The following is a 7768-nucleotide window of genomic DNA, read 5'->3' as shown; positions in this document are numbered from 1 at the left end:
TTAAAGATGAGAACACAACACAAACTATCGTTGCATAGAGAGACACTTAAACATAGGAATAAAAAAAGAGCCAAGGTGACTGCGTCACCTGGCTCCTCGGTCCACCAACATCAAAAATTCATGAACCGAAAAATTCTCCCCCAAAAATTTATAAACAAAAAACCAGATCAGACTTTCCTGACCTGGTTGTTAAATTCTACTAATTATTTGTTTACGCGTAATGCGAAACTTGGCATGAAGTAAGAGCTAACTGAGTTATACTCTAATGGTGTTCCTGGTTGTGACGCATGGATGTAGTTACCGTTACCTGTTGCGATTGCAACGTGGTAAGTAGATCCAGGTGTTCCCCAGAAGTATAAATCTCCAGCTTGAGCTTCGCCAACACCGATTTTAGTTCCAGCGTTTTCTTGTGCTCCAGTCCATCCACCTACGTTAACTCCGTAAGTTTCTTGGAATACGTGTTGTACAAATCCTGAACAGTCAAAGCCTGAAGGTGATTTCCCACCCCATACATATGGTGTTCCTAAGTGTTGCGATGCGTTTGATAATAATGCATCAACACTTCCTTGAGCTGCTTGGGCTTCAGCTTCTGCCTCTGCTGCCGCTTGAGCTGCTGCTTCTGCCTCTAATTGAGCTTGCGCCGCCGCTTCTTCTGCTGCTGCTTGGGCTTCGGCCTCTGCTGCCGCTTGGGCTGCTGCCTCAGCTTCGGCTTGAGCTTGTGCCGCTGCTTCAGCTTCTGCCTGTGCTTGAGCTGCTGCTTGGTCATCAACTACAGGTGCTTCTTCTACAACTTCCCATGTAGGTGTATCTGCAATAACTTCTTCCTCTACTGGTTGCTCTTCAACAACTGGTGTTTCTTCAACTACCGGTACTTCTTCTACAGGTGTTTCTTCAACGATTGGCGCTTCCTCTACAGGGACTTCCACTACAGGAGTTTCTTCAACGATTGGTGCTTCCTCTACAGGGACTTCCACTACAGGAGTTTCTTCAACGATTGGTGCTTCCTCTACAGGCGCTTCTTCTGTAACAACTGGTGCTTCTTCAACTACTGGAGTTTGTTCTGCAATTGCTTGAGCTTCTTCTGCTGCTTGAGCTGCCGCTTCAGCGTTTGCTTGCGCTTGGGCTGCTGCTTCAGCTTGAGCTGCTGCATTCGCTTGTGCTTCTGCAATTGCTTGAGCTTCCGCCTCAGCTTGTGCTTGGGCTGCTGCTTCGGCTTCTGCGATTGCTTGCGCTTGAGCTGCTGCCGCTTGTTCAGCCGCGATACGTTGAGCTTCTTCGAATGCTTGACGTTCAGCAACTAATGCTTCACGGTGAGAAGCTGCTAATGAAATATCGTTTGTTAATTGGTTGTAAACTTCTTCAGATGCTGCAGTTTGTGCTGACAACTCTTCTTTTAAAGCTTCAAGTTCAACCATTTTTTCGATTTTTTGATTTTTTGTTGATTCTGTTTCAGATTTTTTGCTTTCAACATCTTCTTTATCTGAAATTTGTACATTTAATAAATCTTTGTTTGCAGATACCATTTTGTTAATAACATCTACACGACCAACAAAATCACTTACTGATTCTGATGATGCTACATAGTTTAAATAGTTAGATGATCCACCACTTACTTGAACAGCACGTGCTTGATCAGCTAATAAGCCTTCACGTTTACCGATAATATCTTCAAGTTGAGTAATTTCTTCTTCCAATTCAGCGATTAACGCATCATCTTCTGCTACTGCTTCAAGGACTGCAGTTGCCTCTGCTTGAATTGTATCAATTTCAGCATATGCTGTAGCTAATTGAGCGTATAAAGCTGTTTGTTGAGCACTTAAACCTTCAATTTGAACGTCTGCTTCATTAATCAGCGCGTCATAGTTTTGAGCTGATGCTAAAACTGGTGCTGCTACCGAACTTAATGCTAATGCAGATGTAAATAAAGTTTTGAATAAGCTCTTAGAAAAAGTTTTCTTCATTGTTTATTGCTCCTTCGTTAATACTAGTTTTGTTATATTCGTCAAATTCATATTATATTCATTAAATCTTCTTTTTTTCGACCTGAGAAGATAATAACACACCTTTGAGTTGAATAGTTGATTTTCTTTGATTCGTATACTGTTTGTAACACTACTGTAAAATTTCAGAGTTTTTGTCATTTAAGTGATTTTTCTTATCCTATAATTTCAGTATACTTTGAGTACTTAGAGTCTTTCTTCAATTTTATTTTTGTAACAGAACGTTGATTAACTAAACTTAAATCCCTATAATAAGATTATCTATTCAATTCTATAAAGGAGACTCATAATGCATATTCTAGAAGATTTAGAGTGGCGTGGAGCCATCAATCAACAAACAGACTCAGAAGGTCTAGAAAAACTAACACATAAAAAAGCGATTGGTCTATATTGCGGAGTTGACCCGACAGGGGATTCAATGCATATCGGTCATTTAATTCCATTCATGATCCTTAAACGATTTCAATTAGCTGGTCACAATCCAGTCGTAGTTATTGGTGGGGCGACAGGTTCAATTGGAGATCCAAGCGGCCGTAGTAGTGAACGTCAATTACAGACCATGGACGTTGTAAAAGAGAACGCCAATAAACTGACACAACAAATGGATAAGTTATTCTTAAAAGGCGATGCTGAAAATAGTGGCTTCCGTGTTGTAAATAATTACGATTGGTTAAGTGAATTATCTTTATTAGATTTCTTACGTGACTACGGAAAACATTTTAACATCAATACAATGCTTGCTAAAGATATCGTAGCTTCTCGTTTAGAAACAGGGATTTCATTCACTGAGTTTACTTACCAAATATTACAATCCATTGATTTCCATTATTTATACAAGAACTTAGATGTTCAATTACAAGTAGGTGGTGCAGACCAATGGGGTAATATTACAGCGGGACTTGATTTCATTCGTCGAATGGAAGGTTCTGAAGCAGAAGCTTATGGATTAACCATTCCATTAATGCTGAAATCAGATGGAACTAAATTTGGTAAATCAGCTGGAAATGCGATTTGGTTAGACCCAGAGAAAACAACACCTTATGAATTCTACCAATTCTGGATTAATCAGCAAGACTCAGATGTTACTAAATTCCTTAAATACTTTACTTTCTTATCTAAAGAAGAGATTGAAGCTTTAGAGAAAGAAATTGAAGTGAATCCACACTTACGTGTAGCTCAACGCCGTTTAGCTGAAGAAGTTACTCGTTTTGTCCACAGTCAAGAAGCACTAGATGAAGCGCAACAAATTACTGAAGCACTTTTTACTGGTGAAGTTGGTCAACTTTCAGCAAAACAAATTGAAGAAGGTTTTAAAAACATGCCACAATCGACAATTGCTAGACAATCTGAGAATTTAGCTATCTGGTTAGTTGACACTGGAATTGTTGATTCAAGAAGACAATCACGTGAATTTATTAATAACAATGCCATCTCTATCAACGGAGAGAAAATTAATGATGTTGATTATGAGATTGGTCCTGACGATGCGATCGATGGTAAATACATCATTGTCCGTCGCGGTAAAAAGAAATATCATTTAGTTATTTTTGAAGATTAATACTTCAGTCCAAAAAGAAGTCACCTACTTTTTAGTAGGTGACTTCTTTTTTATTCGTTCCAATTTTCTGGACTCCAACTTGCACCATCTAATTTTCCTTTATGGTTTTCAATGCGTTTCTCTTGTTCTCTTAATAAATTCATCGCAGCGACTAATAAAGCTTTCGTCGGATAATCTGCTGCTTTCTCAACCCATTCATCATGATAGTTATCATAGTGTGTATTCATCGAGTCAACCTCCTTACCAGCGATCAGTTAAAGTGAATAATTCACTCACTTCATCCGCTTGATCTTCTAGCGTTTGCTTCCACAGATCGAATAGAATTTCATTTTCTGCCGATAGATTGAGTTGCTCAGCTTCAATGGCCTCTAATTTATCTAACAAGTAGCGCTGATAAGTTAAATAACTTAAATGCGTCCCTTCTTCTAAGTAACAAGCGTATTGATACATTAACTCCATCTTCTCAGATTCACTCATATAAGCAAATTGGTGAACCGAAAAAATAGGTAAATAAGTCATATTAAAGTAATTTGCCAATGATTCATACGGAGATAATACTTCTGATAACGTCCGTCTCTCTCGCCCACCTGCTTGATACTGACTCTCCTTCACACCTGCCACAACAACAACACCTAATTCTTTTGTTGCTAATTGTCTAGCCAACTGATCATTTGTTTGTCTATCTTCAATGACCGTATCTAACCACAGTTTCATAATTGCTGGTGCTTGATACCAATAAAGATGGAATTGAAAGATAATTCGGTCATACTCTAATAGACGAGCTTGTTCTGCTTCAGCATTGAATGACCCATTGTGGTCAAATTCACTTTGTAAATCTACGTAGGTCACATCTGTTATATGCTTGCCTGAACTTAATAGAAATTGCTGACTACTCGAAGCCGCAACATCTGGATGAGCTACGTATACAATTGTTTTACTCATTCAATCCTCCTCAGTTATTCTGGTCCAAATAATCGCTTTAAATATGGAGATATCTCCATAGCGTTTTGGAATTCTTGAAGATTTGCTACATCAATATTACTGGCATTAATTTCCTCGACCAGCTCTCTTGCGTAGCTTTGGAAAGCGTCATTTAGTTTAGCCAATAATGTTTGATTGTACACTAATGCATAGGCTTCTTCAGCTTCCTTCAATCCACGTGCAATGACTTCGAAATATCCCTCCGTCACAGGAATAAACTTTAAATTATTTAATGTAGTTACTACAGTTTCATAATTTAAAGTTTGACTTAACGCATCATCAATAAGTAAATTGATTGTTTTTTGAAAGTTATCCTCTGTCTCTTGGAAGCGATAAGGTTCAATCGTTTCAAGTAGGGTGTAATATTCAATGTTTTCCACATAAGGAACATTACTATTGACTTGCCCACCAGTGATTACAGGTTCAATATACATTGCATTCACTTCATTGCGAGCGTAATAACGACGATGTAAATCATTATACGCTTGGATTTGTTTCGGTCCTAGGACTTCTGATTCTTCTAAGTCACTCAAGTGTGTACGGATACTCATTAAATCATCCTCATTCATATCTTCAATAACAAAGCCTGTTTCTTTATCAAAGTAATATTGATCAATTTGTTGAGTGACTCCTTGAGCATAAGCTTCTTGGCGATGGATGTTTTTTACTTGATGCTGAGAATACAAAAAGAAACTTAATTGAATGATTACCGCAACAAGTATTGTACAGGACAATAAAACTAAAATTTTTGCTTGCTTCGTCATGACGGTTCCTTTCAGAGTTTACTTTCTTTTTTATGTGGTAACTTCACAGTGAATACTGAACCCTTACCTAATTCACTGTCGACTTCTATATTACCTTGGTGAGCTTCAATGAGTGATTGAACGACAGATAAACCAATACCCGATTCTCCAAACTCAGTATTTTTCCTTGATTCGTCCACTTTATAGAATCTTTCCCAAATACTTTGTAGATGCGCTGGATCGATTCCGATACCCTGGTCGATAACTTTAATTTCACTATACTCTTCTTGCATCTTCCCTTGTAAAATAATATCACTGTCTTCAGAGAATTGAATGGCATTGGTGACGAGATTTATGAGAATTTGAATAATTCGATCATAATCTGCCCACACAATTAAGCCCTCTTCTGCTTCAACTATAATATTAATATTTTTCTTAGCTGCTTTCCGTGATAATTGTTCTTTAATTTGGTCGAGGAGTTTATTCCCATCATTCTCCTGCTTAGTTAAGACGAATTGATGGCTTCTAATTTTTTCGTAGTCTAAGTTTTCATTGACTAATCGAGTCAGTCTTTGCGTTTCCCGTTGAATCAATTCTAAGCTTCGCCCTCGTTGCTTCTCTGGAATCATATTATGCTGTAAGCCTTCCAGAAGTCCGCTCATCGTTGTCAGTGGTGTCCGCATTTCATGAGCAACATCCATCATGAATTGACGTCTTAAACCTTCTTGTCTCTTTATTTCTTCTTGCGATTCCATTAGTGAATGTGACATCTTTTGGAAATCCCTTGCTAAATCCCCAAACTCATCTTGCCCATCCGTCTCTATCGTTACATCGTAATTTCCTTGACCAATTTGTCTAGTTGCATATTGGAGTCGATGGATTTTGCGCGTTTGCAAGATTGAGTAAACTGTACTAATAATAACCCCCATAATAATCGCTAAAATAAGTGATATAAATATATTCTGTCTGACTGCATCAAGTCTTGCTTGTAGGTCATCTAATGGAGCCGCCAAACTAATAAAGCCTGATGGAAATTCCCCAACATCCTGATGGGGTAGATATACAGTTAGATAAGGCTCAACCTCGCCGTTTTGGTTATAACGGTCCACTGTTCGAAAGCCAAGATATTGACCAGATTGAATTAACTGCAACTCTTCCTGAGATAAATTCGCATCGAAGCGTTGATCATAAGTCGGATAAATTGTTCTTCCATCTGATAAATACACTTGAATAACAATGTTTTCACTTGCTAATAACTGAGATGTTCTCACTAAATCATTTCGTGAAAAGTTATTATTAACGATGTTATACCCGTAATTTAGTAATTGCTGCTCACGTGTTTGCTCAATCTCAGTCGTCATTTCACCTTCAATTCGATAAGCAAAAAGCGCAACCGTTGCAATAATGACTAATAAAAATGCAAACAGTTGTTGCCATAAAACCTTCATTATTCCTCACCAGGTGCTTCGTATTTATAACCGACTCCCCAGACTGTTTGAATTATTTGTGGACCCACTTGTTCAATTTTCTGACGTAATTTCTTAATATGTGCATCAACAGTACGTTCATCTCCAAAGAAAGGATCTTCCCAAAGACTTGTTAATAAGTCTTCACGACTAAATACTCGTTTAGGATGTTCTGTAAATGCAACAAGTAAATCAAACTCTTTCGGTGTGAGATTCTCAATGGGTTTATCTTTATAATAAGCTTCGCGTGTTGATGTATTGATATGGATAATTTCTGTTTCAACATCAAATTCTGAAGCAGTTTCCACTTCTTCCTCTTGTGTCGGTGTTACCTGAGCTCGTCGGTGTAATGCTTTCATACGAGCGAGTAATGTAATCGGGCTGAAAGGCTTTGTTACATAATCATCTGCCCCAATTTCAAGTCCAATCACTTGATCACTTTCTGAATCTCTCGCTGTTAACATAATAATCGGTGTTTCATTAGATATTTTTCGTATATTCCGACAGATTTGCATGCCGTCCATTGTAGGAAGATTCAAGTCTAATATCACGATATCCCATTTCGTAGGATTATTTTTATACGCTTCGTAGCCTTCTGCTCCGTCCTGATGGAAGGCTGCTTCATAGCCTTCATTCTCAAAAAACATCGACATCATTTCGCTCACTGATTCATTATCTTCTATCATTAAAACGTTCATCATTGTTTCCTGCCTCCTTTTGCACAATCCTCGTGCCTTGTAGTCATTATTATACATGAATTAAATGATTTTAAGCAATTTGAATCCATTATCTCTCATCTCCTCATAATATTCACAATTTCGTCACATTTGCATACAAAAAATGCCCAATATAATCTACCTTCGTATTTACCTACGTCACTTTTGGGAGGTTGGAATATACGTAAATAAAAAGGTATCGATTATACTAAGCATCTTTAGAGGTTTATAAATTAGGCTTTGGTACTTTTGAATAATATACTTTACTGGGTTTAATGGTTAAAATTATAGAATAATTTTTTTA

7 protein-coding genes are annotated in these 7768 nt (G+C 37.7%); 1 reads left to right on the top strand and 6 read right to left on the bottom strand.

Annotated elements, in window-relative coordinates; translation table 11 throughout:
• Positions 1-203: 203 nt before the first annotated feature.
• Positions 204-1961: an NlpC/P60 family protein gene (locus tag ACEN4N_RS07455; protein ID WP_407089479.1), complete on the bottom strand. Its 1758-nt coding sequence runs from the start codon at positions 1959-1961 to the stop codon at positions 204-206.
• A gap of 328 nt (positions 1962-2289) precedes the next feature.
• Here ACEN4N_RS07455 and tyrS point away from each other — a divergent pair, with 328 nt between their 5' ends.
• The gene (tyrS, locus tag ACEN4N_RS07450; RefSeq protein WP_407089478.1) at positions 2290-3558 is read left to right on the top strand and encodes a tyrosine--tRNA ligase; all 1269 of its coding nucleotides are present in this window, start codon (positions 2290-2292) and stop codon (positions 3556-3558) included.
• Between the two features lie 50 nt (positions 3559-3608).
• Here tyrS and ACEN4N_RS07445 read toward each other — a convergent pair whose 3' ends face one another.
• Genes ACEN4N_RS07445 through ACEN4N_RS07425 form a run of 5 tightly spaced genes read right to left on the bottom strand, consistent with a single transcriptional unit; the run spans position 3609 to position 7446 of the window.
• The gene (locus tag ACEN4N_RS07445) at positions 3609-3785 is read right to left on the bottom strand and encodes a hypothetical protein (RefSeq protein ID WP_218931585.1); all 177 of its coding nucleotides are present in this window, start codon (positions 3783-3785) and stop codon (positions 3609-3611) included.
• Positions 3786-3798: 13 nt separating this feature from the next.
• Entirely contained in the window at positions 3799-4500 is a 702-nt protein-coding gene (locus ACEN4N_RS07440; protein ID WP_407089477.1) for an NAD(P)H-dependent oxidoreductase, read from the bottom strand.
• A 14-nt stretch (positions 4501-4514) separates the two neighbouring features.
• A complete protein-coding gene (locus ACEN4N_RS07435) occupies positions 4515-5303 on the bottom strand; it encodes a hypothetical protein (protein ID WP_407089476.1) in 789 nt (262 codons plus the stop codon).
• A gap of 11 nt (positions 5304-5314) precedes the next feature.
• The gene (locus ACEN4N_RS07430) at positions 5315-6730 is read right to left on the bottom strand and encodes an ATP-binding protein (RefSeq protein WP_407089475.1); all 1416 of its coding nucleotides are present in this window, start codon (positions 6728-6730) and stop codon (positions 5315-5317) included.
• Positions 6730-7446 carry a response regulator transcription factor gene (locus ACEN4N_RS07425; RefSeq protein WP_407089481.1) on the bottom strand — a complete coding sequence of 239 codons (717 nt, stop codon included), beginning with the start codon at positions 7444-7446 and terminating at the stop codon, positions 6730-6732. Before ACEN4N_RS07425 ends, ACEN4N_RS07430 begins: the two co-directional genes overlap by 1 nt.
• Between the last annotated feature and the right edge of the window lie 322 nt (positions 7447-7768).

The organism is Ruoffia sp. FAM 20857 (assembly GCF_045528645.1).
GTDB lineage: Bacteria > Bacillota > Bacilli > Lactobacillales > Aerococcaceae > Ruoffia > Ruoffia halotolerans.
Note: the sequence above shows the minus strand (reverse complement) of the source record. Positions and strands in the feature narration are given on the sequence as shown.